General features: G+C 68.5%; 26 protein-coding genes and 1 pseudogene. 15 read left to right on the top strand and 12 right to left on the bottom strand.

Annotation, left to right across the window (positions count from 1 at the left end; all coding sequences use genetic code 11):
• Positions 1-73: 73 nt before the first annotated feature.
• Positions 74-1,264, bottom strand: a complete 1,191-nt coding sequence (locus tag K1T34_RS17400; protein ID WP_220245301.1) for an ATP-binding protein — start codon at positions 1,262-1,264, stop codon at positions 74-76.
• Between the two features lie 601 nt (positions 1,265-1,865).
• Entirely contained in the window at positions 1,866-2,615 is a 750-nt protein-coding gene (locus tag K1T34_RS17395; RefSeq protein WP_220245300.1) for a MerR family transcriptional regulator, read from the bottom strand.
• Between the two features lie 197 nt (positions 2,616-2,812).
• On the opposite strand from K1T34_RS17395, the gene K1T34_RS17390 reads away from it, so the two are divergent.
• Positions 2,813-3,316: a DoxX family protein gene (locus K1T34_RS17390; RefSeq protein ID WP_220245299.1), complete on the top strand. Its 504-nt coding sequence runs from the start codon at positions 2,813-2,815 to the stop codon at positions 3,314-3,316.
• Positions 3,317-3,351: 35 nt separating this feature from the next.
• Here K1T34_RS17390 and K1T34_RS17385 read toward each other — a convergent pair whose 3' ends face one another.
• On the bottom strand, positions 3,352-4,641 hold the full coding sequence (locus tag K1T34_RS17385; protein WP_220245298.1) for an acetyl-CoA C-acetyltransferase: 1,290 nt from the start codon (positions 4,639-4,641) through the stop codon (positions 3,352-3,354).
• Positions 4,642-4,735: 94 nt separating this feature from the next.
• Between K1T34_RS17385 and K1T34_RS17380 the strand changes: the two genes are divergently transcribed.
• Positions 4,736-6,070 carry a 3-oxoacyl-ACP reductase gene (locus K1T34_RS17380; RefSeq protein WP_220245297.1) on the top strand — a complete coding sequence of 445 codons (1,335 nt, stop codon included), beginning with the start codon at positions 4,736-4,738 and terminating at the stop codon, positions 6,068-6,070.
• 2 nt (positions 6,071-6,072) lie between these two features.
• On the top strand, positions 6,073-6,909 hold the full coding sequence (locus K1T34_RS17375; RefSeq protein ID WP_220247254.1) for a MaoC/PaaZ C-terminal domain-containing protein: 837 nt from the start codon (positions 6,073-6,075) through the stop codon (positions 6,907-6,909).
• Here K1T34_RS17375 and K1T34_RS17370 read toward each other — a convergent pair.
• Positions 6,898-7,572 carry a TetR/AcrR family transcriptional regulator gene (locus K1T34_RS17370; RefSeq protein WP_220245296.1) on the bottom strand — a complete coding sequence of 225 codons (675 nt, stop codon included), beginning with the start codon at positions 7,570-7,572 and terminating at the stop codon, positions 6,898-6,900. The genes K1T34_RS17375 and K1T34_RS17370 overlap by 12 nt on opposite strands.
• Before the next feature lie 116 nt (positions 7,573-7,688).
• On the opposite strand from K1T34_RS17370, the gene K1T34_RS17365 reads away from it, so the two are divergent.
• Genes K1T34_RS17365 through K1T34_RS17355 form a run of 3 tightly spaced genes read left to right on the top strand, consistent with a single transcriptional unit; the run spans position 7,689 to position 9,969 of the window.
• Complete coding sequence (locus K1T34_RS17365) at positions 7,689-8,321, top strand: SCP2 sterol-binding domain-containing protein (protein WP_220245295.1); 633 nt, start codon at positions 7,689-7,691, stop codon at positions 8,319-8,321.
• A 19-nt stretch (positions 8,322-8,340) separates the two neighbouring features.
• The gene (locus K1T34_RS17360; RefSeq protein ID WP_220245294.1) at positions 8,341-8,940 is read left to right on the top strand and encodes an SCP2 sterol-binding domain-containing protein; all 600 of its coding nucleotides are present in this window, start codon (positions 8,341-8,343) and stop codon (positions 8,938-8,940) included.
• A gap of 54 nt (positions 8,941-8,994) precedes the next feature.
• Entirely contained in the window at positions 8,995-9,969 is a 975-nt protein-coding gene (locus tag K1T34_RS17355; protein ID WP_220245293.1) for a NaeI family type II restriction endonuclease, read from the top strand.
• 40 nt (positions 9,970-10,009) lie between these two features.
• Here the strand turns inward: K1T34_RS17355 and K1T34_RS17350 are convergent, their stop codons facing one another.
• On the bottom strand, positions 10,010-11,290 hold the full coding sequence (locus tag K1T34_RS17350; RefSeq protein ID WP_220245292.1) for a DNA cytosine methyltransferase: 1,281 nt from the start codon (positions 11,288-11,290) through the stop codon (positions 10,010-10,012).
• Positions 11,291-11,378: 88 nt separating this feature from the next.
• Between K1T34_RS17350 and K1T34_RS17345 the strand changes: the two genes are divergently transcribed.
• Positions 11,379-11,831, top strand: a complete 453-nt coding sequence (locus tag K1T34_RS17345; RefSeq protein WP_255638554.1) for a very short patch repair endonuclease — start codon at positions 11,379-11,381, stop codon at positions 11,829-11,831.
• A gap of 79 nt (positions 11,832-11,910) precedes the next feature.
• On the opposite strand, the gene K1T34_RS17340 is transcribed toward K1T34_RS17345, so the two are convergent.
• From K1T34_RS17340 to K1T34_RS17330, 3 genes are all read right to left on the bottom strand, one after another.
• On the bottom strand, positions 11,911-12,375 hold the full coding sequence (locus tag K1T34_RS17340) for an FxsA family protein (protein ID WP_220245291.1): 465 nt from the start codon (positions 12,373-12,375) through the stop codon (positions 11,911-11,913).
• Positions 12,376-12,424: 49 nt separating this feature from the next.
• Complete coding sequence (locus tag K1T34_RS17335; protein WP_220245290.1) at positions 12,425-12,922, bottom strand: DNA topology modulation protein FlaR; 498 nt, start codon at positions 12,920-12,922, stop codon at positions 12,425-12,427.
• 231 nt (positions 12,923-13,153) lie between these two features.
• A complete protein-coding gene (locus tag K1T34_RS17330) occupies positions 13,154-13,564 on the bottom strand; it encodes a DUF3151 domain-containing protein (protein WP_220245289.1) in 411 nt (136 codons plus the stop codon).
• Positions 13,565-13,799: 235 nt separating this feature from the next.
• Between K1T34_RS17330 and K1T34_RS17325 the strand changes: the two genes are divergently transcribed.
• Positions 13,800-14,990, top strand: coding sequence for a hypothetical protein (locus K1T34_RS17325; RefSeq protein WP_370643708.1), 1,191 nt, complete (start codon positions 13,800-13,802; stop codon positions 14,988-14,990).
• Positions 14,991-15,071: 81 nt separating this feature from the next.
• Here the strand turns inward: K1T34_RS17325 and fbaA are convergent, their stop codons facing one another.
• Complete coding sequence (gene fbaA, locus K1T34_RS17320; protein ID WP_220245287.1) at positions 15,072-16,103, bottom strand: class II fructose-bisphosphate aldolase; 1,032 nt, start codon at positions 16,101-16,103, stop codon at positions 15,072-15,074.
• A 113-nt stretch (positions 16,104-16,216) separates the two neighbouring features.
• The gene (locus K1T34_RS17315) at positions 16,217-17,038 is read right to left on the bottom strand and encodes an LLM class F420-dependent oxidoreductase (RefSeq protein ID WP_220245286.1); all 822 of its coding nucleotides are present in this window, start codon (positions 17,036-17,038) and stop codon (positions 16,217-16,219) included.
• A 61-nt stretch (positions 17,039-17,099) separates the two neighbouring features.
• On the opposite strand from K1T34_RS17315, the gene K1T34_RS17310 reads away from it, so the two are divergent.
• Positions 17,100-18,014 (top strand): aldo/keto reductase, encoded by a 915-nt coding sequence (locus tag K1T34_RS17310; RefSeq protein WP_220245285.1) that lies wholly within the window; start codon positions 17,100-17,102, stop codon positions 18,012-18,014.
• On the opposite strand, the gene K1T34_RS17305 is transcribed toward K1T34_RS17310, so the two are convergent.
• A complete protein-coding gene (locus K1T34_RS17305) occupies positions 18,011-18,655 on the bottom strand; it encodes a maleylpyruvate isomerase N-terminal domain-containing protein (protein WP_220245284.1) in 645 nt (214 codons plus the stop codon). The two genes, K1T34_RS17310 and K1T34_RS17305, sit on opposite strands and share 4 nt — an antisense overlap.
• A 106-nt stretch (positions 18,656-18,761) precedes the next feature.
• Between K1T34_RS17305 and K1T34_RS17300 the strand changes: the two genes are divergently transcribed.
• The 5 genes and pseudogenes from K1T34_RS17300 to K1T34_RS17280 all read left to right on the top strand — a co-directional run bounded on the left by K1T34_RS17300 (position 18,762) and on the right by K1T34_RS17280 (position 23,588).
• Positions 18,762-19,664 (top strand): SDR family oxidoreductase, encoded by a 903-nt coding sequence (locus K1T34_RS17300; RefSeq protein ID WP_220245283.1) that lies wholly within the window; start codon positions 18,762-18,764, stop codon positions 19,662-19,664.
• Between the two features lie 8 nt (positions 19,665-19,672).
• Entirely contained in the window at positions 19,673-20,146 is a 474-nt protein-coding gene (locus K1T34_RS17295; protein ID WP_220245282.1) for a pyridoxamine 5'-phosphate oxidase family protein, read from the top strand.
• A gap of 81 nt (positions 20,147-20,227) precedes the next feature.
• Positions 20,228-21,701: pseudogene (locus K1T34_RS17290) on the top strand (flavin-containing monooxygenase).
• On the top strand, positions 21,698-22,570 hold the full coding sequence (locus K1T34_RS17285; protein WP_220245281.1) for a metal-dependent hydrolase: 873 nt from the start codon (positions 21,698-21,700) through the stop codon (positions 22,568-22,570). Before K1T34_RS17290 ends, K1T34_RS17285 begins: the two are co-directional and overlap by 4 nt.
• A gap of 10 nt (positions 22,571-22,580) precedes the next feature.
• Positions 22,581-23,588 (top strand): PDR/VanB family oxidoreductase, encoded by a 1,008-nt coding sequence (locus K1T34_RS17280; RefSeq protein ID WP_220245280.1) that lies wholly within the window; start codon positions 22,581-22,583, stop codon positions 23,586-23,588.
• Between the two features lie 3 nt (positions 23,589-23,591).
• Here the strand turns inward: K1T34_RS17280 and K1T34_RS17275 are convergent, their stop codons facing one another.
• Positions 23,592-23,873 (bottom strand): YciI family protein, encoded by a 282-nt coding sequence (locus K1T34_RS17275; protein ID WP_220247252.1) that lies wholly within the window; start codon positions 23,871-23,873, stop codon positions 23,592-23,594.
• Positions 23,874-24,043: 170 nt separating this feature from the next.
• Here K1T34_RS17275 and K1T34_RS17270 point away from each other — a divergent pair, with 170 nt between their 5' ends.
• Positions 24,044-24,619 (top strand): SigE family RNA polymerase sigma factor, encoded by a 576-nt coding sequence (locus K1T34_RS17270; protein WP_220245279.1) that lies wholly within the window; start codon positions 24,044-24,046, stop codon positions 24,617-24,619.
• The last annotated feature ends 38 nt before the right edge of the window (positions 24,620-24,657 follow it).

The raw sequence follows: 24,657 nt of genomic DNA, 5'->3' as shown, positions 1-24,657 counted from the left end.
CTTGGGCCGTATAGCTAATTTGCTAGATACAACTAGGCAGCGTCATAGAGCGGTAGCGAGGGGAAGACAGCCGTCAGTCGCGGCCGAGCAGGTAGTGCCCGAAGTGGGGCACCGTGAAGGCGATCTGCCCGCGTTCGGCGGAGTAGACCAGGCCCTTCTTCATGAGGCTGTCGCGCGCCGGCGAGAGCGAGGAGGGCTTGCGCCCCAGGTAGACGGCCACGTCGGCGGTGCCGGCGGCCTCGTCGCGGCCTTGCGTCAGCTCGGCCATCGCGATCAGGTACTCGCGCTCGGCGGGCGTCGCGCGCTCGTAACGCGAGCCGAAGAACCCCACGGCCAGTTCGGACTCCGCCTCGGGCGCCGCGACCTGCACGTCCTTCACCGTGATCGGATCCGCGGGTGCGGCGTCCCACGCCGCTTTGCCGTAGGCCTGGATGAAGTAGGGGTACCCGCCGGACGCGTCGAACAGCGCGTCGAGCGCCTCGGGCTCGATGCCGGCTTCCTCGCGTTCGATCGGCGCCATCACGGCGAAGTCGGCGTCCTTGCGGCTGAGGCGATCGATGCGCGCGTAGCGGAACAGCCGTTCCGAGTACGACTTCGAAGCGCTCAGCACGGCCGGCACGTGCGGCAACCCGGCCCCGACCACCACCAGCGGCGCCCCCGACTGCGACAACTCGTGGCACGCGGCGCACAGCGCGGAGACGTCGTCGGGCTGCAGGTCCTGGATCTCGTCGATGAGGAGCGCCACCCCGGTGCCGACGTCGGCGGCGAGTTCAGCGACGTCGGTGAACAGCTCCACCAGGTCGATCTCGATGTCCCCGGAATCGGCCCGCCCCTGCGCGGCCGGCGCCTCGATCCCCGGCTGCCACCGGTCCCTGAGCTTCGCATCGGCCTTGTTCGCCTTCAACGCGAACGCCTTCAGCACCCCCAGGACCTCTTCAACCCGATCCGGCGCCCTGTGCTTGACCGCCAGATCCCGAATCGCCCTGTGCAGGGCAGCCGACAACGGCCTCCTGAGCTCCGCGTCCGGCCGCGCCTCGATCTTCCCGGCGCCCCACCCATGCCGAATGGCCATCGACCGCAGCTCCCCGAGCAACACGGTCTTCCCGACCCCCCGCAGCCCGGTCAACACCAGACTCCGCTCCGGCCGCCCCCTCGCGACGCGCTCCAGGACCACCTCGAACGCCCCCAGCTCACGCTCCCGCCCCGCCAACTCAGGCGGCCGCTGCCCAGCCCCGGGCGCGAACGGATTGCGGATGGGGTCCACTTTGCCACCGTATCGGGGTATCTAGTGCGGGTCCGATATTGCGCCATATCCCGCTAGCGCGTGTCGCCGATCGCCGCGCTCGGGCTTGGTGGGCCTCACGACTGGTCCCCTCACCCCGCGCGGGCCGCACGACCGGCCCCTTCGCGCCGACGCCGCCGCGCGAACGGTCCTCCCACACTCAGCCGCGCGCGCGAACGGACCTTTCGCCCCGGTCCGCCACGCGAACGGACCGTCCACACCGGCGCCGCCGTGCGAACGGACCTTTCGCACCAAGCCGCGCGGGCGAACGGACCGTTCGTGCCCAGCCGGAACGAACGGACCATTCGCCGCTGCCTCGATGCGCGAGTGGACCTCTCGCGCCAAGTCGAGTGCGCAAGTGGACGTTTCGTGCAATGCCGCGTGCGCGAATGGACCGTTCGTGCCGAGCCGCACGCGCGAGTGGACCGTTCGCCGGCACGGCGCCGCGCGAGTGGACCGTTCGTGCCAGTCCCCAGGCACGACGGGACCACTCGCCAACCCAACCCAAACAACCCAAGCCAGAGGGATGGGCGGGTCTGCAGCCCCGACCATCCCCACCCCCAGCGTTCACTCCGACGCCGCACTACTCCGCCAGGTTCCGCTCCGCGTAGATCCGCATCGCGTCCCGGATGAACTCCGCGGTGCCGGGGCCAAAATCAGCGTCGTAGGCCCCATACCGAGGATCATCGACATACAACTGCCCCAATCCCACAAAATATCCGCGAGACACCGTCTTCACCGCCGGCCTCAACCAAGCGTGGAGCCGACCGACAACGGCCTGCACCCCGGCAGACTCAACCGACAACCCCGAAGCCCGCGCCGCCCCGAAAGCAGCCGCGATCTCGCTCTGCTCCCGCTGATGCGCCGCCCGCTCCGAAGCCGACAACGACCGCCACCACTGGTCACCAGTGCGATAAGCCGATGCGCCCCAACGGGACGTCACCTCGGCCTCGTGCACCGTGTGATCGAAGCCGTCGAAAACTTCCTCCGCCATGAGTGGTTCACCTCCCTCCAATTTCCTCAACGTGGTCCGCACGGAGTCGATCTGCCGCCCGATCCGCGCCCGCTCCTGTTCCAGCAGCGAGAGATGCGTCGACAAGGCGACAACGCTGTCGCGCTCGCCGTCGAGTACGGAGGCGATCGCGGGCAGCCCCAGGCCGAGCTCGCGGAGCAGCAGGATCCGCTGGAGCCGCACCAGGGCGGCCGTGTCGTAGTAGCGGTAGCCGTTGCCGCCGATGCGGCTGGGTGCGAGCAGCCCGACGGCGTGGTAGTGCCGCAGTGTCCGGCTGGTCGTGCCCGCTGCTCGGGCGATGTCCTGGATCGACCACTCCATGCCGTAAACGGTAGAAGTTGACGCTGCGTCAAGGTCAAGCACCAGAACTGCCAGGAGCCGCTAAAGTCATCTAAGCAAATCTAGTGAAAACACGATAAATACCTAGGTAAAGCTAGCGCGGTTCGGCGACCCGCCCACGGGGAATCCCGGTTGTAGGTTCGACCAGCACCGAAGACCTCGCAGGAAAGGCGACGACCGTGATACTGCGCCGGGTGGCCCGTCCACTGCTCGCGTCGATGTTCATCTACGGCGGTATCGGCATGCTCCGCGACACCCAAGGGCACGCGAAGGCGATCGAGCCGTTCCTCACCGAGACGTTCGACAAGGTCGAGGGCCTCGTCCCCGAACAGGTGCCGCGCGATCCCGCGACGCTCGTGCGCATCGACGCCGCCGTGAAGATCGGCGCCGGCCTCGCACTCGCGGCGGGCAAGGCGCCGCGGCTGGCGTCGCTCGCGTTGCTGGGCACACTGGTGCCGACGACGGCCGCCGGGCACCGGTTCTGGGAGATCAAGGACCCCGCCGAGCGGCAGGCGCAGCAGGTCCAGTTCCTCAAGAACGCGGGCATCGCCGGCGGTCTGCTGCTCGCCGCGGGCGACACGGCGGGCAAGCCGTCCCTCGGCTGGCGCGCCCGCCGCGCCGCGAAGAAGGCCGGCCAGCAGGCCGAAAAGCTGAGTAAGAAGGCCGAAAAGCAGCTCAGCTGAACAGCTGATCCGGGCCCCGCACGAGGGGTCCGGATTCACTTCTCCAGAATCGCCGTCACGCCCTGGCCCCCGGCCGCGCAGATCGAGATCAGGCCACGCCCGGATCCCTTCTCGTGCAACAGCTTCGCCAGCGTCGCCACGATCCGCCCGCCCGTCGCGGCGAACGGGTGCCCGGCGGCGAGCGACGAGCCGTTGACGTTCAGCTTCGCCCGGTCGATCGAGCCCAGCGGCGCGTCGAGACCCAGCTTCTCCTTGGCGAACGCCGGGTCCTCCCACGCCTTCAACGTGGCCAGCACCTGCGACGCGAACGCTTCGTGGATTTCGTAGAAGTCGAAGTCCTGCAAGGAAAGTCCCGCGCGTTCCAGCATCCGAGGCACCGCGTACGCGGGCGCCATCAGCAGCCCCTCGGCGCCGTGGACGTAGTCGACGGCGGCCGTCTGCGAGAACGTCAGGTACGCCTGCACTGGCAGGTTGTGCGCCTTCGCCCACTCGTCCGTCGCGAGCAGCACGGTCGACGCGCCGTCGGTGAGCGGCGTCGAGTTGCCGGCCGTCATGGTGCCGTCGGCGCCGCCATACACGGGCTTGAGCTTGGCGAGCTTCTCGACGCTCGAATCCGGCCGCAGGTTCTGGTCCTTGGCCAGCTTGAGGAACGGCGTCACGAGGTCGTCGAAGAACCCGCGGTCGTACGCGGCGGCGAGGTGCTGGTGGCTGGCCGCGGCGAGCTCGTCCTGTGCCTCGCGCGTGACGTCCCAGACCTTCGCCGTCAGCGCCGCGTGCTCGCCCATCGACAGACCGGTGCGCGGCTCGGCGTTGCGCGGGATCTCGGGCACGATCTGGCCCGGCCGAAGCTTCGTGAGGAGCTTGAGCCGGTCGCCCAGCGTCTTCGCGGAGTTGAGCTGCACGAGGATCTTGCGCAGGTCGGCGTTCACGGCCAGCGGAGCGTCACTCGTCGTGTCCACGCCACCCGCGATGGCGGAGTCGATCTCCCCCAGCGAGATCTTGTGCGCCACGTTGATCACGGCCTGCAACCCCGTGCCGCACGCCATCTGGACGTCGGACGCGGGCGTCGCGGCCGAGAGCCGGCTGCCCAGCACGCTCTCGCGCGCGAGGTTGAAGTCCTTGGAGTGCTTGAGCACCGCGCCCGCGGCGACCTCGCCGATCACCTCGTTCTGCAGCGCGAAGCGGCTGACGAGGCCGTCGAGCGCGGCGGTGAACATGTCCTGGTTCGACGCCTTCGCGTACGGGCCGTTCGACCGTGCGAAGGGGATGCGGTTGCCGCCGATGATCGCGACCTTGCGGACCGCGGCGGTTTTCCTGGTCGCCATGACGTCCACCTCTCTGAGTCGTCCCTTTCACACTGTAACCTACTAGCGAGTAGGTTAGATTGCGACGTGACGCAGACGGCACGGGAGGCGCTCGATGGCTGACAGGTACCAGCAGTTCACGAAAACCCCGGTGGGGAAGTTCGTGGTGCCGAAGCTCGGCCTGCCCAACCCCGCCACGCTGCGCCGGTACGGCGCCGGCCAGCCCGCACTCGAGGGTCCCGCACTCCTCGGCGCCGCGCCGGGCGGACGGCTCGAAAAGACCCTGAAGAGTCAGGTTTCCGAAGCCGGCATCGAGGTTCTCGAAGTCCCGGCCGAACGCCACGCCGCCCTGGTCTTCGACGCCACCGGCATCAAGGACCCCTCCGACCTGCGCGAGGTCTACCGCTTCTTCCACCCGGTGATCCGCAAGGTCGGGGCGTCGGGCCGAGTCGTCGTGTTCGGCACGCCGCCGGAGCTGGTCGAGGGCCGCGAGCGGATCGCGCAACGGGCGCTGGAGGGCTTCGTGCGCTCCGTCGGCAAGGAGCTGAAGCGCGGCGCGACGGCGCAGCTCGTGTACGTGGCCGAAGGCGCCGAAGCCGCGGCCGAGTCGACGGTGCGGTTCCTGCTGTCGGCGAAGTCGGCCTTCGTCGACGCGCAGGTGATCCGCGTCGGCACGCACGGCACTTCCGCCGCGGCCCCGGCGAACTGGGAAAAGCCGTTGGCGGGCAAGGTCGCGCTGGTCACCGGCGCGTCGCGCGGAATCGGCGAGGCCATCGCGGAGACGCTCGCCCGCGACGGTGCTCACGTCGTCGCCCTGGACATCCCGGCGCAGGGCGCTGATCTGTCCACAGTGGCCAATCGCATCAGCGGATCCGCGCTGCAGCTGGACATCACGGCAGCGGACGCGCCGGCCAAGCTCGCCGAGTACCTCACGACGCGCCACGGCGGCGTCGACGTCGTCGTGCACAACGCCGGCATCACGCGCGACAAGACTCTCGGCAACATGACCGAGGGCGGCTGGGACGCCGTGCTCACCGTGAACCTCGCCGCGCAGCTCGCGGTGAACGACAAGCTGCTCGCCGACAAGGTCCTGCGCGAAAACGGCCGTATTATCGGCGTTTCGTCCATCGCGGGCATCGCCGGCAACGTCGGCCAGACGAACTACGCGACGTCGAAGGCGGGTGTGATCGGCATGGTCAACGTCGGCGCGCCCCAGCTCGCGGAGTACGGCGGCACGATCAACGCCGTCGCGCCGGGCTTCATCGAGACCAAGATGACCGCCGCCGTCCCGCTGTTCATCCGCGAAGCCGGGCGGCGCCTGTCGAGCCTCGGCCAGGGCGGCCTGCCGGTCGACGTCGCCGAGACCATCGCGTGGTACGCCAGCCCGGCGTCGGCCGCGGTCAACGGCAACGTGGTCCGCGTGTGCGGCCAGGCCCTGCTGGGGGCGTGACGATGTCCGTTCGCGAGCTGACCAGCGCGCCCAGCCTGGCGACGCTGTACCCGAAGGCCCTGCTGCGCCGCGGCCGCGGTTCGACACTGCCGGAGACGGAGCTGGTGCGGCCGTCGGTCACGGTCTCCCCTGCGCACGTCGCTGCGTACGCGGAGGTGTGCGGGTTTCGGTATTCGGATGTACTGCCCGCGACTTATCCGCACATGCTGGTGTTCGGGCTGCAGATGGCGCTGATGACGGAGCCCGGGTTCCCGTTCCCGCTGCTCGGCCTGGTGCACGTGGCGAACTCGATCACTTCGAGGCGCCCGCTGTCCCTGGGCGAGACGTTCTCCACGCGGGTGCGGGCGGAGAACCTGCGGCCGCACGAGAAGGGCCGGCAGTTCGACATGGTGAGCGAGCTGTGGGCGGGCACGGAGCTGGTGTGGTCGGAGGTGTCGACGTATCTGCGCCGCTCGAGTTCCTCGGGTTCCTCGCGGCCGCGCGCTGCTTTGGTCCCCCCGACGCCGACCGCCCTGTGGACCGTCCCGGGCGACATCGGCCGCCGCTACGCCGAGGTCTCGGGCGACCGCAACCCCATCCACCTGCACCCGCTGACCGCGCGCCTGTTCGGCTTCCCCCGCGCCATCGCCCACGGCATGTGGACGAAGGCCCACGCCCTGGCGTCCTTCGAGGGCCGCCTGCCCGACGCGTACACAGTGGACGTCCGCTTCAAGCAGCCCGTGCTGCTGCCGGCCCGCGCGGCCTTCACCGCTTGGCCGACGGACGAGGGCTGGGCGTTCGAGCTATGGCAGGCGCGCAAGCCGAAGCCGCACCTGGACGGCGTGATCTCAGCCCTCTGAGTCCATGTCGGGCAGCGGTTTCCAGACCTGACCTTCGACGAGGTCGTTGAACCCCAGCCACACGAGATTCATCAGCCACGACGCCAGCACGCCGTCGGAGATCTCGGGGTGGTCCAGCGCCCAGTCGGCCAACGACTCGGCGGCACCGACCAGCGCGGCGGCCAAGCCGGCGCCCGAGAACTCGGCCTGCTCCCCGAGGCCCTTCCGCGTCCCCGCCGACACCACCAACGCGGCGACCAACTCGATCGCCCGCCCGCGCATCGCCGTGATCTCGGCGGCGAACGTCCCGCCGACCGTCAGCGCCTGGCGGTGCAGCACCGTCCACGACTCGCGGTACTCGGCGACGAAGCGGTAGAACGACCGCAGCCCGTGCCAAAGCTGCATGTCGGGCGGAAGATCCGGCTGGACGCCCGCCTGGATGGCCTCGAGCAGGCGCGTCGCCTCGCGTTGGATGCTCTTGCCGAAGAGGTCTTCCTTCGAGCCGAGGTAGGTGTAGATCATCGGCTTCGAGACGCCGGCGACGTCGGAGATCTCGTCCATCGAGGCCGCGTGGTAGCCGTGGCGGGAGAACACGCGCACGGCGGCGTCCAGGATCTGCCGCTCACGCACCGCGCGTGGCAGCCGCCGGGCCCGCTCGGGCGGGCGCTGATCTTCGTCGGGCACTCTCCGACCTCCCTCTCGCCAGCAGGAGACGGTACCTGCCGCCGTGGTCGGCGCGTGCTTGCCCGCTTACCTACTCATGGGTAGCCTTTGCCGGAAGATCACGGAAGGGGCTTGGGATGGCCGACGGTTCTGACGTGGCCGGCTTGCGCGGCGCCGCCCTGCTCGACGCCCTCGACCGCGTCGCGCTCGACGGCCTCGACGTCAACACCGTCGCCGACGCCATCGACCCCCGCGAACTCGGCCGCGACGACTTCCGCCGTCTGCTCTCGTCACTCATCCGCCTCTCGGAAGACGCCCCGGCGTTCTCCCTGGCCAAGGTCGACCCGACCCGCTTCGCCACGCTCGTCTCGCGCGCGTCCCGAGCGCAGCTGGAGGCCGTCGTCGCCTCCCGACCCCTTCGCGAACGCGTGCTCGACGAGATCTTCGCCCGCATGGGCGCGCACATCCGCGTGGACCGCGCCCGCGCGCTCGACGCCGTCATCCACTGGCGCCTCTCCGGCGGCACCGGCGCCGGCGGCTACGACCGCTACGCGACGACCATCTCCGGCGGCGCGTGCACGGTCTCGCGGACCGTCGAGGGCGCCCGCCCCCGCGTCACCATCACCCTGTCGCCAGTCGACTTCTTTCGCCTCATCACGCACCAGGCAACGCCCGCCGTGTTGTTCGTGACGGGCAAAATCAAGGTGAAAGGCGACCTCGCATTCGCGGCCGGCTTGATCGGCTATTTCGACCTCCCGAAGCCCGCCTGAGCCGTTAGACTCCGTTTCCGTGCCCCGATTCTCGCGCTCCCGTTCCACCGCCTCCGAGGGGCACGCGGTCAACGGCTTCGCCCGCAAGCTGGACTTCGGCAAGCTCACGCCCGCGCAGTTCGTGCAGGTCCTGGAAACCTTGCACATGCTCGGAAACGCGGGCGCCGGCATCGAACTGAGCAGCCTGACCACCCAGGCCCTGGTCGACGTCGTCCACCGCGCCTCCCGCGACCAACTCAAGGCCCTGGCCGACCACCCCGAGTTACGCGCGGCCTTCCTCGACGAGATTTTCCGCAGAATGTCCGAGCATTTCCGCGCCGACCGCGCCCGCCACGTCGACTTCGTCGTTTCCTGGCGCTTTTCCGGCGGCACCGGCGACGACGGCTACGACCGCTTCCAAACCGTCATCGAATCCGGCGCGTGCGTCTCGAGCACCGACCTGTCCCGCACCCCGGACACCACCCTCACCCTCTCGGTGGACGACTTCATCCGCATGGCCACCGGCACCTCCGCCCCCGCGGCGATGTTCGTGACGGGCCGCGTGAAGGTCAAGGGCGAGTACGCGCCGGCGGTGCGGTTCTCGAGCTACTTCGACATCCCGAAGCCCACAGGTGGCTAGGCCATTTGGCAAATTCGGTGCGGTCACCGTGATCACGTGGCTATGGTCGGATGCATGACCGACGTCACGGCCGACAACGTGCTCCCACTGTGGGGCGAGGACCCTAGATGGCACCCGGATCCCGGATTGGATGAGGTCGCCGCTGAGCTGAGGCGACTCGATCCCGATGGGCAGAGGTTTGCGAAGGCGATCCGCAGGAGCATCGACATGCTGCTCGACGGGCAGCATACGGGACGGTACAGCTGGGATCAGCTGTACAAGACGGAGAAGACCCACGCTGGGACCCTGATCGAGATCAACTTGCAACGCGAGTTCGGTTTTGATGGCGGCGATCATATGGACTACTCGATCATTGGGCATGAAGTTGACTGCAAGTTTTCGCAGTCCATGTTCGGCTGGATGATCCCGCCGGAAGCACGCGATTACTTGCTGCTGGTCGTGTGGGCGAGCGATCAGAAGTCGCAGTGGTCAGCGGGTCTTGTCCGTGCGAGTGCTGGGCACCTGAACCAAGCCGGCAAAGGAAACCGGGACGGCAAGCGCACCTTGAGCATCTACGGGAAGGGCCAGATTCGATGGCTGTTCTCTGCTGCACCGTTGCAGGAGAACCTTCTCCTCAAACTTGATGCGGGCGAGGTTGAAAAGATTCTCGAATTCGGATCTGGGCAGAAGCGGCTCGATGAGCTCTTCCGGCGCGCTCAGGGACGGATCGTGTCAAGGAATGTTGTCGCGACCGTCGCGAAGCAAGACGACTATATGAAGCGCGTTCGTGGTAACGGTGGCGCGAGGCAGCACCTGAAGGCGGAGGGAATCGTCATTCTTGGCGACTACCGAAATCATGTTGAACTTGCGCGGGTGCTCTCCATCGCGGAGCCAGGCCCTGGCGAGTTCGTGAGCGTAAAGCTCCGACCTCGGACTGAAGCTGATGCTTTGCTACCTTCGGTGGAACTTGACGGTGACCAATGGGTCGTTGCGCCGTCAAGCGAAAATGTGAGCACGCCCGCACCGAACCTTCCCAGCGTTAAGAAGTAGCCGACCGCCGCTGCTCCCGAACGGCAACGGCGCGGCTATTTCAACTGATTTTCGCGCGGTTCTTCAAGAAGACATCGTGGCGACTGTGGTCCTCCTGGCCGATGAATGCTTTGAACTCGCCTAGCTTGTAGACGATAGTGTTGTCCCGCTTCTTGGTGACCACGTGGAAATCGTGGCGCAGCATGCTAATCCGCTTCTCCAGCTCAGGGATTCCCAGTGGAAGCTCGGCTTGCTGCACGAGCTGATCCGCTGACAGGAAGTCCTTGGCGTCGCGAAGGATCCGGTATACCGGATCATGCTCTTGATCAACCTGCCGATTGCTGGCGACCGACTCTTTTTTGAGGGCTCGCATGATCGCCTGGCCGACGGCGTACGCCATAGGAGGCGGGAACGCATTGCCGATCTGCCGGTAGTTTGAGGTCTTTCGCCCGGTGAACGTCCAGTCGCTGAACTCGCCGAACCAGCCCTGGATGCGTGCGACCATCTCATTGGTGAGTTTGGGGCCGGGTTTGCCTTCGAACTTGTCGTCGGGCATAGGAGCATCATTAGCGAGCCCCAACGCGTCGACGCCAAGCTCAGCCCATGCACGCTTTGCGCGCGTGGGGCCCAGGTCGGCACCACCGTGCTTCTTCGAGCCGCCGACGATCGTGGGTGCGATCTTGTTGGCCTTCTTCTTCCAGTCTTCGAGGTCTTTCCACCCGTGTTTGCCCAGCAAATCGCTGATCGCCTCAGCGACGGTGGTTTCGTGCTCGGATTCTTCCGGCCACTCGAAGTAATCCGCGTACTCCGCCTGCAGGGCGACGAGAACGAACCGCGGTCGCAGCTGCGGTACGCCGAAACCAGCGGCGTGCAACAGCCGCCATTCGGCGACGTACCCGAACGACGTCAGCCGGTCGAGGACGTGCTGCCGGTAGCCGGCGAACCTTGGCATGCTGAGGCCGCGGACGTTTTCGAGCATCACCGCTCGCGGGCGTACGACGGCGACCTGCTCGACAGCCCACGCGAAGAGGTCGCGTTCGTCGTTCGCGCCCAGCTGTTTCCCGGCGATAGTGAATGGGGGGCAGGGTACGCCGCCTGCTAGGAGGTCGAGCTCTCGATTGCCCAGGTCGTTGTCTGGGCCGTGGTCGGCTGGATTCCACACCTCGGGATCTGCCACATCGCCTTCGGCAACGACTTCCTCGGGCAGATTCGCCCTCAATGTCGTGCACGCGTTGTGATCCAGCTCGACCGCGAGGCGGTGGGTGAAGCCGGCCTTTTCGAGGCCGTAAGCCTGGCCACCGGCGCCGGCGCAGATCTCGATGACCTCGAAGGTCTCACTCATAGTAACCCCTTCCAGGCTCACGGGAGGTGCGCGGACGTGAAACGGTATCTTTCCCCATGGCTTGGGGCCCACGACGAGAGGGATAGGTGTGCCGGGCAAGGACGCGCGTGAGCAGGCGCATGCGAAGGGTCTTTACCCTGCGCCCGCCAACGAGGGCCGATCCCGGAACATGAAGGCAAACCGCCGGACGGACACCAAGCCGGAGGTCGCCTTGCGCAAGGAGCTGCATCGGCTGGGCTACCGCTACCGAAAGGACTTGCCGGTAGTCCTCGAAAGCGGCGTTCGAGTGCGACCGGACATCGTGTTCACAGCGCGGAAGATCGCGGTTTTCGTCGACGGGTGCTTCTGGCACGTCTGCCCTGAGCACGGGCGCCAGCCGACGAGCAACGAGTGGTACTGGACGCCGAAACTGCAGCGCAACATGGCTCGTGACGAGCTCGTCACGAGTGCGCTGAGCGACGCCGGATGGCACGTTGTGCGCATCTGGGAGCACGTGCCGCTGGTCGATGCGGTGACCGCAGTCACTGGCGTCATGGACTAGTGGGAACACGTGTTCGACAGTAGCGGCTGCCACTGACAAAATTCGTGACCTGCTGAAACGCCACGCCGTACGAGTCGGTTCAGCCTTCGACGACGCGCCCCTCGATGATCGGGTGGGTGGTCGGGCGCGGGTCTTCGGCGACGACCTCGCTGTCCACCACCATCACCGGGCCGCGGTGGGTGTTCGCGTACCGAATCGCGCGCTTCTCAGCCCGGCGCAGCCACCACCGGCGCACGAGCGCGCGTGACGGCGGCAGCAGGACGAACAGCCCCAGCAGGTCACTGACAAACCCAGGCACCATGATCAGGATGCCGCCCACGGCGATGAGCATGCCGTCGGTGAGTTCTTTGTCGGCGGGGCGGCCGGATTGGGCCTTGGTGACGAAGGCGCGCATCGCCTTGGCGCCCTCGCGGCGGGCGAGCCAGGAGCCCACGAAGGCGCCCGCGATGAGCAGCGCGATCGTGCCGAGGACGCCCACCAGGGAGCCCACGGCCCAGATCGCGGCGACCTCGGCGATGACGTAGAGCAGGAACGCGACAGCCATAGCTTCTCAACGAACGAGGTGTCCGGTTTTCTCCCGAGCCGCGAGACGGCTAGACCGAGAGCAGGAAAGCCGCGACGTCCGCGTGGGTGCACAGCAGGTGGTGGCGCGCCAGCGGAGCGTCCGTGGCCACCGACGCCAACAGGCGGCTGCGGTGAGTACGTGGCCAGTTCCAGATCCACCTGACGAACTCGAGGTCGAGCTTCGAGACGCAGCCGGGGGCCTGGGTGTCGCGGCCGCGTTCGCGCAGGTGGCGCAGCAGGACGCGGCGCAGGCTCGTCGTCCGACCGACGTCGAGGAACACGACGGTGTCGGCCAGAGGCAGGCGTAGGTCGAAACTGGAGCTGTAGTTGCCCTCGATGATCCAGCCGTCCGTGGCGACGGCGGCGGCCTGCGCGGCGCGGAAGTCCTCAGGCGGCGCCGGCACCCAGCCGGGGCGCCAATACAGCTGGTCCAGGTGGGTGACGGGTACGTGCAGCGCCGCGCCCAGGCGGCGAGCGAGGGTGGATTTGCCGCTGCCGGAGGGGCCGAGGATGAGGACACGACGCACGCGCCCACACTAGAGAAGCCCGCAGCACCATTCCGATCGCGATGGGCGGCAATAGTGCAGCAGCGGCTTACCTCGACCGTTTTGTCTTCTCCGCAAGAACGCTGTTGATTATGCGTTCCTTTCAAAAGTCGACACTCGGGCCCGCACTCGAGAACACGCAGCGAAGGGCTCCGCGCGCAATGGCGAAGCAATGACAGAGCCCTCCGCAGCAGCAGTGTCAGGCCGAAACCGTCACTTCAGCCCCGTCGCCTCACCCGCGGCCGGGTCGGACTCGTTGAGGAAGGTCTTCACGCGGTCGTACTCGTCGGTCTCGCCGATGCGCCCCGCGGCGATGCCGAGGGCGGCCAACGCGCGCAGGAAGCCCTGGTTGGGGCGGTGCGACCACGGCACCGGGCCGAAGCCCTTCCAGCCGGCGCGGCGGAGCTGGTCGAGGCCGCGGTGGTAGCCCGTGCGGGCGTAGGCATAGGCCGCGACGGTCTCGCCGTCCGAGAGGGCGTTCTCGGCGAGGGCGGCCCACGCGGCGCTGAATTCGGGGTGTTCGGCGGCGACGGCCGACGGGTCGGTGCCCGCGTCCAGGGCGGCCTGGGCGGCGGTGTGCTCGGGCAGCAACGTCGGCTCGGGGCCAAGCAGGTTGTGCGTCATACCGACATTCTGCCTACGCCCGCGCGGACTCAGAGGAACAGGCTCGTCAGCACGCCTCCGCCGGCCAGCACGAGGGCGGCGACGACGACTGCGGCGACAACTCGTTTCGGCATCATGGCGCGACACCCTGCCGTGAAAAAGACCGTCGAGGCAAATCCGCCACCCGTAGGGGTGAACCCTGGTTTTCGAGCAGTTTGGCACCTTCCGCACCACCGCTGCCCGCGCGCCGGGAATGATGACCGCCATGACGCAGGTAGACGTGATCCCGCGGAGCCCGGTCGGGAAGACCCGGCTGTTCTTCCAGCGGCACTGGCACCGCGGCGCGGCAGGCCGGCCGACGCCCACGTGGGTGCTGCGGTTCTGCTACGGGATGTGGCTGGCGGCGTTCGGGTTCAAGCTGGTGGGCTCGTCGTGGGACATGTCGTGGCACTTCATGTGGCTGCGCGACGACCTGGCGCCCCCGCACCTGATCAACACCGTCGGCACGGTGATCATCATCGTGCTCGTCGCGATCCACAGCTACACGGGCCTGGGCTGCGACAAACCGTCGCTGCGGCTGATGCAGACGGGTCTCGTGGTGTTCCTCGTCGCGGCGCCGCTGGACGTGATCAACCACCGCGTGAACGGCCTCGACCTCACCGCGTGGAGCCCGTCGCACATGATGCTGTACCTCGGCACGGGCATCATGCAGGCCGGCGTCCTGCTCGGCTGGGTGCGCCTCGCGCCGCCGGGGCGCTTCCGAACGGGTGTGCTGCTGGCGCTGTGGGCGTTCTTCCTGGAGAACACATTTTTCCCCAACGGCCAGCAGGAGTACGGCATCCTCGGCCTGCGCGCGTGGGAGCGCGGGGCGCCGGAGGCGGAGCCTTCACTGCTGAGCTTTGCCGCGAACCAGATCGGGCATCCGGTGGACCGGACGGCGATCTTGCACTTCACGATGCCCATCCCGGAATGGGTCTACCCGCTGTGGGGCATCGCCGTCACCGCGCTCATCCTCGCCCTCGCCCGCCACACACTGCGGTTCCGCTGGGCGGGGCTGGCCGTGGCCGGTGCTTATGTGGCTTATCGGTGCGTGATGTGGCCGTTGCTGCTGGGGCTGGGTTTTCCGGTGTCGACGGTGCCGTTCTACCTGCTGGCCGTCGGGTTGGCGGTGGATCTGGCGTTCGCGATCGGCGCGGGTCATCGCGTCGCGACGGCCGCGATCGGGGCGCTGCTGGTGACGGCGTTCGGGTACGGGGCGCTGTGGGTGCAGTCGCAGTTCCGGGTGTGGTTCCTGGGTGACGCGCACACCGAGTCGGCGCCGCCGGTGGCGTACTGGACGGTGGCGGTGGCTTTGGTCGGTGTGTTCGTCCTGTGGGCGGGCGCCGGGCCGGTCACGCGCCGCTGGACCGCGCGGCGGAAGGTGACCCCCGAGAACCTGGTCGCCTAGTCAGAGCAAGAAACGGCCCTTCCCCCGAGACGCCCGGGGGAAGGGCCGTTTCACGTGTTACCAACCTCAGCCGAACAGGTCTTACTTGACCTTCGTCCCCGCCGAGCCCAGCGCCTGGCAAGCCTCGACCACACGGGCCGCCATACCGCCCTCGGCGGCCTTCAGGTACGAGCGCGGGTCGTAGAACTTCTTGTTGCCCACCTCGCCGTCGATCTTCAGCACGCCGTCGTAGTTCTTGAAGAAGTGGTCGACGATCGGGCGCGTGAACGAGTACTGGGTGTCGGTGTCGACGTTCATCTTGACGACGCCGTAGGTCACCGCCTCGCGGATCTCCTCCGGGAGGGAGCCGGAGCCGCCGTGGAAGACGAGTTCGAACGGCTTGGCGCCCGCGTCGAGGCCGAGCTTCTTGGCGGCCGCTTCCTGGCCGCCCTTCAGCACGTCGGGGCGGAGCTTGACGTTGCCCGGCTTGTAGACGCCGTGGACGTTGCCGAAGGTCGCGGCCAGCAGATAGCGACCGTTCTCGCCGGAACCGAGGGCGTCGATGGTCTTCAGGAAGTCGCCTTCGGCGGTGTAGAGCTTCTCGTTGATGTCGTGCGCGACGCCGTCTTCCTCGCCGCCGACGACACCGATCTCGACCTCGAGGATGATCTTCGCGGCGGCCGTCTTGGCGAGCAGCTCCTGCGCGATCTGCAGGTTCTCGTCGAGGTCGATCGCGGAGCCGTCCCACATGTGGGACTGGAAGAGCGGGTTCTGGCCGTTCTTCACGCGCTCGGCCGAGATCTCGATCAGCGGGCGGACGAAGCCGTCGAGCTTGTCCTTCGGGCAGTGGTCCGTGTGGAGCGCGACGTTGACGTCGTACTTCGCCGCCACGACCTGTGCGAACTCGGCCAGCGCGGTCGCGCCGGTGACCATGTCCTTCACCTTCTGCCCGGACGCGAACTCCGCGCCGCCGGTGGAGAACTGGATGATCCCGTCGCTCTCCGCCTCGGCGAACCCGCGGATCGCGGCGTTCACGGTCTCCGACGAGGTCACGTTGATGGCCGGGTAGGCGAACTCGTTCGCCTTGGCCCGGTCGAGCATCTCCGCGTAGACGTCGGGGGTGGCGATGGGCATCGTTTCCTCCTCGGAACTGACTGGCTTCTCAGCCGCATCGTACGAGGTGGACCGGCCGCGTGGGCCGGTCCACCTCATTAGGGACGCCTATGGACATCCTCACGTGGAACGATTCAGAACAACTCGGCCGCCAGCGCCCGGTATGCCGGGAACGGGTCTTCGTTCAGGACCTGGACGTTCACGTGGTCAGCACCGGCGTCGAGGTGCGCGCGCACGCCCGCCGCGATGGCCGGGGCGTCGCCGTGCAGGACCAGGGCGTCGACGAGGCGGTCGCTGCCCTCGCCGGCGAGGTCTTCCTCCGTGAACCCGAGCTTGCGCAGGTTGGCCGTGTAGTTGGACAGCTGCAGGTAGAACTGCACGGTCTTGCGGCCGAGCGCCCGCGCGCGCTTCGGGTCCGTGTCGAACACCACCTTGTGCTCGGGGGCGAGCAGCGGACCCGCGCCGAGGATCTCGCGGGCGGAGCGCGTGTGCTCCGGGATCGTCAGGTACGGGTGCGCGCCGGCCGTGCGGTCGCCCGCCAGCTTGAGCACCTTCGGGCCCAGTGCGGCCAGCGCGCGGGACGCCTGGGGGACGCCCGCCGCGTCGAGGCCGTCGAGATATTCAACGAGGGCGGCGTAGGGCTTCTTGTACTCCTGCGTCGCCTCCGGGTGGCCCGCGCCGACGCCGAGGAGGAAGCGGCCCGGGTGCTTCGCCTCGATGCGGTGGAACGCCTTCGCGATGGACGCGGGCGTGTCCGCCCAGATGTTGACGATGCCGGTCGCGACGGCGAGATGGTCGGTCGCGTCGAGCAGCTCTTCGACGATCGCCAGGTCGCCGCCGGGCGAACCGCCCAGCCACACCGCGCCGTAGCCGAGCCTCTCCACCTCCGCCGCGAACTCGCCGTTCGTCTGCGTGGCACTACGCCAAATGCCGACCCTGCCCAGTTCGATAGCCATAAACCTTCCCAACACCCGATGCCCGGCGGATTCTTCCGGGCCTGAAGGCTAGTTTCGTGGCATGACCAAGCTCGGCAACTCGGACCTCGACGTGTACGGCCTCAACCTCGGCTGCAACGTCTTCAATTTCACCGCGGACGAAGAGACTTCCCACGCGGTCCTCGACGCCTACGCTTCAGCCGGCGGCAACTTCCTCGACACCGCGGACGTGTACGGCGGTGGCGGTGGTTCGGAGACGATCATCGGCAACTGGCTGACCAAGCGCGGGCGCCGCGACGACATCGTGGTCGCCACGAAGGTCGGCGCGTGGGACCAGCGCCCGGGCCTGTCGGCGGCCAACATCACGGCCGCCGCTGAGGATTCGTTGCGGCGCCTGCAAACCGACCACATCGACCTGTACTACGCACACAAGGACGACCAGGACACGCCGCTCGAGGAGACTTTGTCGGCGTTCGACGCCCTCGTGCGCGCGGGCAAGGTTCGCTACATCGCGGCTTCGAACTACTCGGCGGAGCGGCTGACCGAGGCACTGTCCATTTCGGACCGGGAAGGCTTCGCGCGCTACGTGGCCCTGCAGCCGCACTACAACCTGGTTGAGCGGGGCTACGAGACCGACCTCGCGCCGACGGTTTCGCGCGAGGGGCTTTCGACGTTGCCGTATTTCGCTCTGGCGATGGGGTTCTTGACGGGGAAGTACCGTTCGGCTGATGAGCTGGGCGACTCCCCGCGTGCTCCGCGCGCGGTGAAGTACCTCGACGACCGCGGCGAGCGCGTGCTGGCGGCGCTGGACTCGATCGCCTCGGCACACGGCGCGTCCGTCGCCTCGGTGGCGCTGGCCTGGCTGCGGGTGCAGCCGACGGTCGCCGCGCCCATCGCGAGCGCGCGCACGCCGGAGCAGCTGACGGATCTCGTGGCGTCGGTGGTGCTGGAGCTGACGGGTGACGAGGTCGAGGCGCTGAACAAGGCGTCGGTCTAGAACGCGCTGATGTTCCGCGCCCGTTCGCGGCGGGTCAGGGTGCTGACGACGGCGCCCTGGCCGTGCGTGCGGACGGCGAGCCGGGACAGCAACGTGAGTACCGGCGTGAAGGCCGCGTCGGGGAAGTCCGGCGGCGGCCGGTCGACGCTCGCGGCGAGGTCGGCGGAGTGGACGACGAGCTCCAGCAGGCGGGTGTGCAGGAAGTCGTCGCGGCGCAACGACCAGCCCTGCCACGGAATGTCGGCCCGCTCCGTCGCCTCGCCGCGCAAGAGCCGTGCGACCGCGGCGAGGTCGGCGTCGTACCGCGAGAGCATCCAGTCGAAGCCCAGGGCGGCCTCGGCGTCGTCGGTGGTGCGGTCGTTGGCTTGATCGGCGAGCGACGTCGACGTGACCCAGGCGGCCCGCGCGTAGTGCTCGTCGACCGCGGCGAGCACCGGCAGGGTCGACGGGGCCGCGAGCAGCTCGGCCGCGCGCGTCACCTGGCGGGCGAGGTGGCAGGCCAGCGCGCCCACCGACAGCTCCGGCAACGCGCTGGGTTCGGCCCAGCGCTCGCGCACGACATCGAGCCGCAACAGCGTCGAACAGACCGCCGCGGCGTCGAGAAACGGCTGGTCGAGATCCCCCACACGAGCACCATCCATGCTCGAAGCCTGCCACCGACCGCAACCTACCGAGAAGTAGCTTACCCCGGGTAGGTTGCGGTACCGTCCCCTTCGCAAGCGGAAACGCACGCCAAGGAGGGCACCAGTGGTCAAGAACGTGGACGGCAAGGTCGTGCTGATCACCGGGGCCGCGCGGGGCATCGGGGCCGGGCTGGCGGAGCGGCTGGCCGCGCGCGGCGCCAAGGTCGCGCTGGTCGGCCTGGAGGCGGACGAGCAGGCGAAGGTCGCCGAGAAGATCGGGCCGAACGCCAAGGCGTGGGAAGCCGACGTGACCAGCTGGGACGACCTCGAAGTGGCCACCCAGGGCGTGGTGGAGCATTTCGGCGGCATCGACATCGTCATCGCCAACGCGGGGATCGCCACGGCCGGCTTCGTGCGAAGCGTGGACCCCAAGGCGTTCGAGAAGGTCATCGAGGTCGATCTGCTCGGCGTGTGGCGCACGTTCCGCGTGACGCTGCCGCACGTGATCGAGCGGCGCGGCTACCTGCTGGCGATCTCCTCGCTGGCCGCGATCACGCACGCGCCCGGCATGGCGAACTACGCGGCGGCGAAGGCGGGCGTCGAGGCGTTCTCCAACAGCCTGCGTGCCGAAGTCGCGCACCTCGGGGTGAAGGTCGGCGTCGCGCACCCCACGTGGATCCGCACGGACCTGGTCGAAAGCGCTGACGCGCACCCGGTGTTCGGGAAGCTGCGGGCGTCGATGCCGGGGCTGATCGGGAAGACGTACCCGCTCGACGTGGCGCTCGACGACCTCGAGGCGGGCATCCTCAAGCGCGCGCGGACGATCCACGTGCCACGCTGGGTCGGCGGCCTCAAGCTGCTGCGCGCGTTCCTGCCGCCGATCGTCGAGCTCGGCGCGCGGGCCCGCGTGCCGGCGGCGGACAAGGCCGCGCTCGACGACATCGAGCAGCGCGGCGCGTACGAGTCGGCGGTGACCGGCCACGGCGGCCGGGCTGCGACCCGACCCGAACAGACCACAGCCGAATAGGAGCGCGCATGTCCCGTCGCGACCAGATCCGCATGACGCCCGAGGAGATCCGGGCCTACCTCGACGAGCAGAAGGTCATCAACGTCGCCACGGTCGGGCCGAGCAACCGGCCCCACCTGGCGCCGCTGTGGTACTTCCCGTACGAGGACGGCGTCGCGACGTGGACGTACGGCAGCTCGCAGAAGGCCAAGAACCTGCGCCGTCTGCCGGAGGCCACGGTGCTCGTCGAGAGCGGCGATTCCTACGAGAAGCTGCGCGGGGTCTCCCTCGAGGCCGACGTGCAGATCATCGAGGACACCGACGAGGTCACCCGCATGGGCATCACCCTCATGCAGCGCTACGCGGGCGCCAAGCCGGGTGACCCCGTGCCCGCCGAGCTCAGCGAGTTCATCGGCCGCCAGGCCCCGAAGCGCATCGGCTTGATCTTCCACCCGACGAAGGTCGTCTCGTGGGATCACACGAAGCTCGGCGGAACGTACTGACGGGTAGCAGGTACTTTCAAGTAACTGTTACTTGAGGTAACGTCATCTGTGGCAGACCCCCAGCGCAGCGGAGGCCGACAGATGACCGAGCGGTTCAAGGTCGTGATCGTGGGCACCGGGTTTTCCGGGCTCGGGCAGGCGATCCAGCTCGAAAAGGCCGGCATCCGGGACTACGTGATCCTGGAGAAGGCCGACGAAGTGGGCGGCACCTGGCGGGACAACTCGTACCCCGGGTGCGCCTGCGACGTCCAGTCGCACATGTACTCGTTCTCCTACGAGCAGAACCCCGACTGGTCGCGGTCGTTCTCGCCGCAGCCGGAGATCTTCGGCTACCTCAAGGGCGTCGCGGACAAGTACCGGCTGCGCGAGCGGATCCGGTTCGGCGTGGAGATCACCGGGGCCCACTGGGACGCGGGCGAACTCCGCTGGAGCATCGAGACCAAGAGCGGCGACGAGTTCTCCGCGCAGTTCCTGGTTTCCGGCGTCGGCGGGCTGCACATCCCGTCGATCCCGAAGCTGCCGGGCATCGAGAAGTTCACGGGCCAGACGTGGCACTCGGCGCAGTGGAACCACGAGTTCGACCTGCGCGGCAAGAAGGTCGCGGTGGTCGGCACGGGAGCGAGCGCGATCCAGTTCGTGCCGCAGATCGCGCCGGAAGTGGCCGAGCTGACGCTGTTCCAGCGCACGCCGCCGTGGATCATGCCGAAGCCGGACCACGCGATGCCCGGCTGGGCGAAGCAGCTGTTCCGCTACGTGCCGGGCACGCAACGCCTGTACCGCAACGCGTTGTACTGGCTGCTCGAAGCGCGCGCCATCGGCTTCAACGGGCATCCGAAGCTCATGCACGCGGCCGAATCCATCTCGCGCCGCCACATCGCGAAGGGCATCAGCGACGCGAAGCTGCGCCCGCAAGGTGACGCCGGACTACACGATGGGCTGCAAGCGCGTGCTCATCTCCAACGACTACTACCCGGCCCTGAACCGCGGAGGCGTCGACGTGGTCACCGAAGGCGTCCGCGAGGTCCGCGCGAACAGCGTGGTCGACGAGGCCGGTGTCGAGCACGAGGTCGACGCGATCATCTACGGCACCGGCTTCCACGTCACGGATGCGTTGGAGTACCTCGACATCACGGGCGTCGAGGGCCGCGGCCTCGCGAAAACCTGGGCCACGGACGGGATCCGCACGCACAAGGGCATCACCGTCGCCGGGTTCCCGAACCTGTTCTTCCTGCTGGGCCCGAACACCGCGCTGGGCCACAACTCCGTGGTGTTCATGATCGAGTCTCAGTCGCGCTACGTCGTCGACGCGATCAAGCTCGCCGACTCCCACGGCGCGGCCGCGCTCGACGTGCGCCCGTCTGTGCAGGACCGGTTCCAGGCCGAGATCCAGGACAAGCTGGTGAAAGGCGTGTGGACGCAGGGCGGCTGCACGAGCTGGTACCTCGACACCAACGGCGTGAACCGCACGATCTGGCCCGGCTTCACGTGGAAGTACTGGCTCGAGACGCGCCGGGTGGAGCCGAGCGACTACGAGCTGTCCGGGAGGCCCTCATGAACCCGGCGAATCCCCTCGAGCACGAACAGATCGTGCTGCACGCGCGCGACGTCAAGTTCGACTGGGCTGCGCTGCCAATGCATTGGATCCCCGGCGAACCGCAGGCCACGCACAGCATCAACGTGCTGCACATCGCCCTGCCCGAAGGCGAACGCTGGTTCGTCGAGGTCTTCAAGCAGGCCGTGCCGCTGATCCGCGACGAGCGGCTCAAGGAGGACGTCCTCGGCTTCATCGGCCAGGAGGCCGTGCACGCCGAGGCCCACGACGGCGCCGCGGAGCACCTCGAAGCCGCGGGCCTGCACGTGCGGCCGTACGTGGCGCAGATGGAGTGGCTGTTCCGCCGGCTGCTGGGCGATCGTCCGGGCGCCGGCGAGGAATGGCTCGTCGAACGGCTCGCGCTGATCGCCGCGATCGAGCACTACACCGCGTTCCTCGGCCAGTGGGTGCTCGACGCGAAGGCGCTCGACGCCGCGGGCTCCGACCCGACGATGCTCGACCTGCTGCGCTGGCACGGCGCGGAGGAAGTCGAGCACCGGTCCGTGGCCTACGACCTGTTCTGCCACCTCGACGGCCGCTACTCGCGTCGCGTGCGCAGCATGGCTGTGGTGACGCCGGCGCTGGCGTGGGTTTTCGTGCGGGGCACCAAGTTCTTGATGCGCAACGACCCGACGCGGCCGGGTCGAGCGTCCTGGCGTGCTTACCTGAAGGCCGCGAAGAAGGGCGTGGTGCCCGCGCCGCGCGAGCTGCTGCGGGAGATCCGGCCGTATTTCCGGCGCTCGTACCACCCGACGGAGACCGGCAACACCGACCAGGCCGTGGCGTACCTGGCGAGCTCCCCCGCGGCCCGGGCGGCCGACGCACCGAAGTGACTGCACCGCAATGACAGCACCGGAGTTCCCGCCGCGGCTCGACGGAACGGGCCGCCGCGACCGGCTGATGTCCACTTTGGTCGGTGTCGGCGCGGCCTACCGCCGGCTCGCCCGGTACTCCGGCCGGCGCCGCCCGCCCGTGCAGGCGGTGGACCGGACGTTGCCGCTGGTCGTGACCACCGTCCGGCCGGAAGCCGACGACGTGGTGTCCCTTCGCCTCGCGCGGCCCGAAGGTGAGCCGTTGCCGAGCTGGCGGCCGGGCGCGCACCTCGACCTCACCTTGCCGTCGGGGCTGGTGCGGCAGTACTCGCTCTGCGGCGACCCCGGCGACCTCTCGCACTACCGCGTGGCCGTCCGGCGGATCGGTGCGGCCTCGGGTGAGGTCCACACGCTCGAACCCGGCACCAAGCTGGACGTGCGCGGCCCGCGCAACGCGTTCCCGTTCGTCGCGGCGGACTCGTACGTCTTCATCGCCGGCGGCATCGGCATCACGCCGATCCTGCCGATGGTCCGCGCGGCCGACGCCCGCGGAGCCGGCTGGCGGCTCGTCTACACGGGACGCAGCCGCGAGTCGATGCCGTTTGTGGAAGAACTTTCGGATTTGCCCGGGGGCCGCGTGTGGTTCCGCCCGGACACCGAGTACGGCATCCCCGCCTCGGGCGCGGAGCTGCTGGAGGGCGTCCCCGACGGCGCCTCGGTCTACTGCTGCGGGCCGGCGCCGATGATCACCGGCGTCCGCGTGGACCTCGAGCTCACCGGCGCCAAGGCCGTGTACTTCGAACGCTTCTCGACCCCGCCGATCGTCGGCGGCCTGCCGTACACCGTGGTCCTGCGCCGCAGCGGTCACACGCTCGCCGTGCCGGCGGACCGTTCGACGCTCGACGTCGTGCGCGAAGTGCTGCCTGACGTGGCGTTCTCCTGCCGCCAGGGCTTCTGCGGCACGTGCGCCGTGGCGACCCCGGACGGCGGGTCGGTGCGGATCTGCGTGGACCGCGGACCCGCCGTCCTGGAGCTCTAGGTGCTACGCCTGCGGGACCCAAGCGCCGAGCACCGGCTTGTACTCGCGGATCGAGCGATCGGCGACCACGCCTTCGAGCTGGTACGGGTCCTTGCCGATCAGCTCCTCGAGCGCCGCCTCGTCCTCGGCCTGCCACAGGACCAGACCACCGGAGCCGTCGGCGAGCGGTCCCGCGACGGCCACGCGGCCGTCGGCGGCGTGCTGGCTCAACCACTCACGGTGACGGGGCCGGACGTCGGCCACCTTCTCCTGCACGTAACGGATTTCGACCAGGTACCAGGCCATGTGGATCTCCCGGGTGGGTGCGTTGGTGACGCTGTCGACGCTACCGGGCAACACCCTGTGGTCCCAGCATCCGACCAGTGGCGGGACAGAGCTCACCCGATACGCTAGGGCTGCGTCAGCAGCTTGGCGCAGGGGCACCACAGGGGTCGAGAACAGGCAGGCAGGGGTACATGCTGGAGGGCAACGCGGAACGCAGTGTCGAGGCGACCCTCGGACACCTGCGGACCATGGACGGGCCGGTGCCGCCGCAGCAGCCGGCCGCACCGCTGAACCTGGAGGACCTGTACCGCCAGCACCGGATGCGGCTCGTCCGGCTCGCGATCCTGCTGGTCGACGAGCCGGCGACGGCCGAGGACGTGGTGCAGGAGGCGTTCACCGGTCTGCACCGCAACTGGGGCCGGCTGCGCGACGCGGCCGCGGCCGTCGGATACCTGCGCACGGCCGTGGTCAACGGCTCGCGCAGCGTGCTGCGACGGCGGAAAACCGCCCGTGAATACGTGCCTCCGCACGCCGTGAACGCGCGTTCCGCGGAGAGCCTCGCGATGCTGTCGAGCGAGCACCAAGCCGTGGTCAGCGCCCTTTCGAAGCTCCCGCCGCGCCAGCGCGAGGTGCTGGTGCTCAGGTACTACGGGGGGCTTTCCGAGGCCGAGATTTCAGAGGCCGCGGGCATCTCGAAGGGTACCGTTAAATCGACCGCCAGCCGGGCGCTGGAGGCCCTGCAGAAGGCGATGCAGACCCCACAGTGACCCGGGTGGACCAATCCCGATCACCGAGTTGCGTAGCC

The organism is Amycolatopsis sp. DSM 110486 (assembly GCF_019468465.1).
Taxonomy (GTDB): Bacteria; Actinomycetota; Actinomycetes; order Mycobacteriales; family Pseudonocardiaceae; genus Amycolatopsis.
Note: the sequence above shows the minus strand (reverse complement) of the source record. Positions and strands in the feature narration are given on the sequence as shown.